Source organism: Bradyrhizobium sp. Kon56, assembly GCF_055807635.1.
The window spans coordinates 1-258 of record NZ_JBVVOU010000492.1 but is presented as its reverse complement, the minus strand read 5'-3'; the positions used below and the strand labels follow the sequence as shown (position 1 = coordinate 258).

Genomic DNA, 258 nt, shown 5'->3' with positions numbered 1-258 from the left:
GCGCGCGCAGCGCTGCAGGAAATAGCGCGCCAGCAAGGGGATATCGTCGCGCCGCATGCGCAAGGGCGGCACCGTGATGTTCAGCACATTGAGGCGGTAGTAAAGGTCCTCGCGAAACGCCCCCTCGGCCACCGCCTGGCTGAGATTACGGTGGGTCGCCGCGATGATGCGCACATTCACCGGCCGCGAGTGCTTGGCGCCGACGCGGGTCACTTCGCCTTCCTGCAACACACGCAGCAGGCTGACCTGAGCATCGAA

At 65.5% G+C, this 258-nt stretch carries 1 protein-coding gene; it reads right to left on the bottom strand.

What is annotated here, in order from left to right:
- The coding region (locus AC0L3B_RS39785) for a sigma 54-interacting transcriptional regulator (protein ID WP_473383370.1) at positions 1-258 on the bottom strand (258 nt) is incomplete at both ends.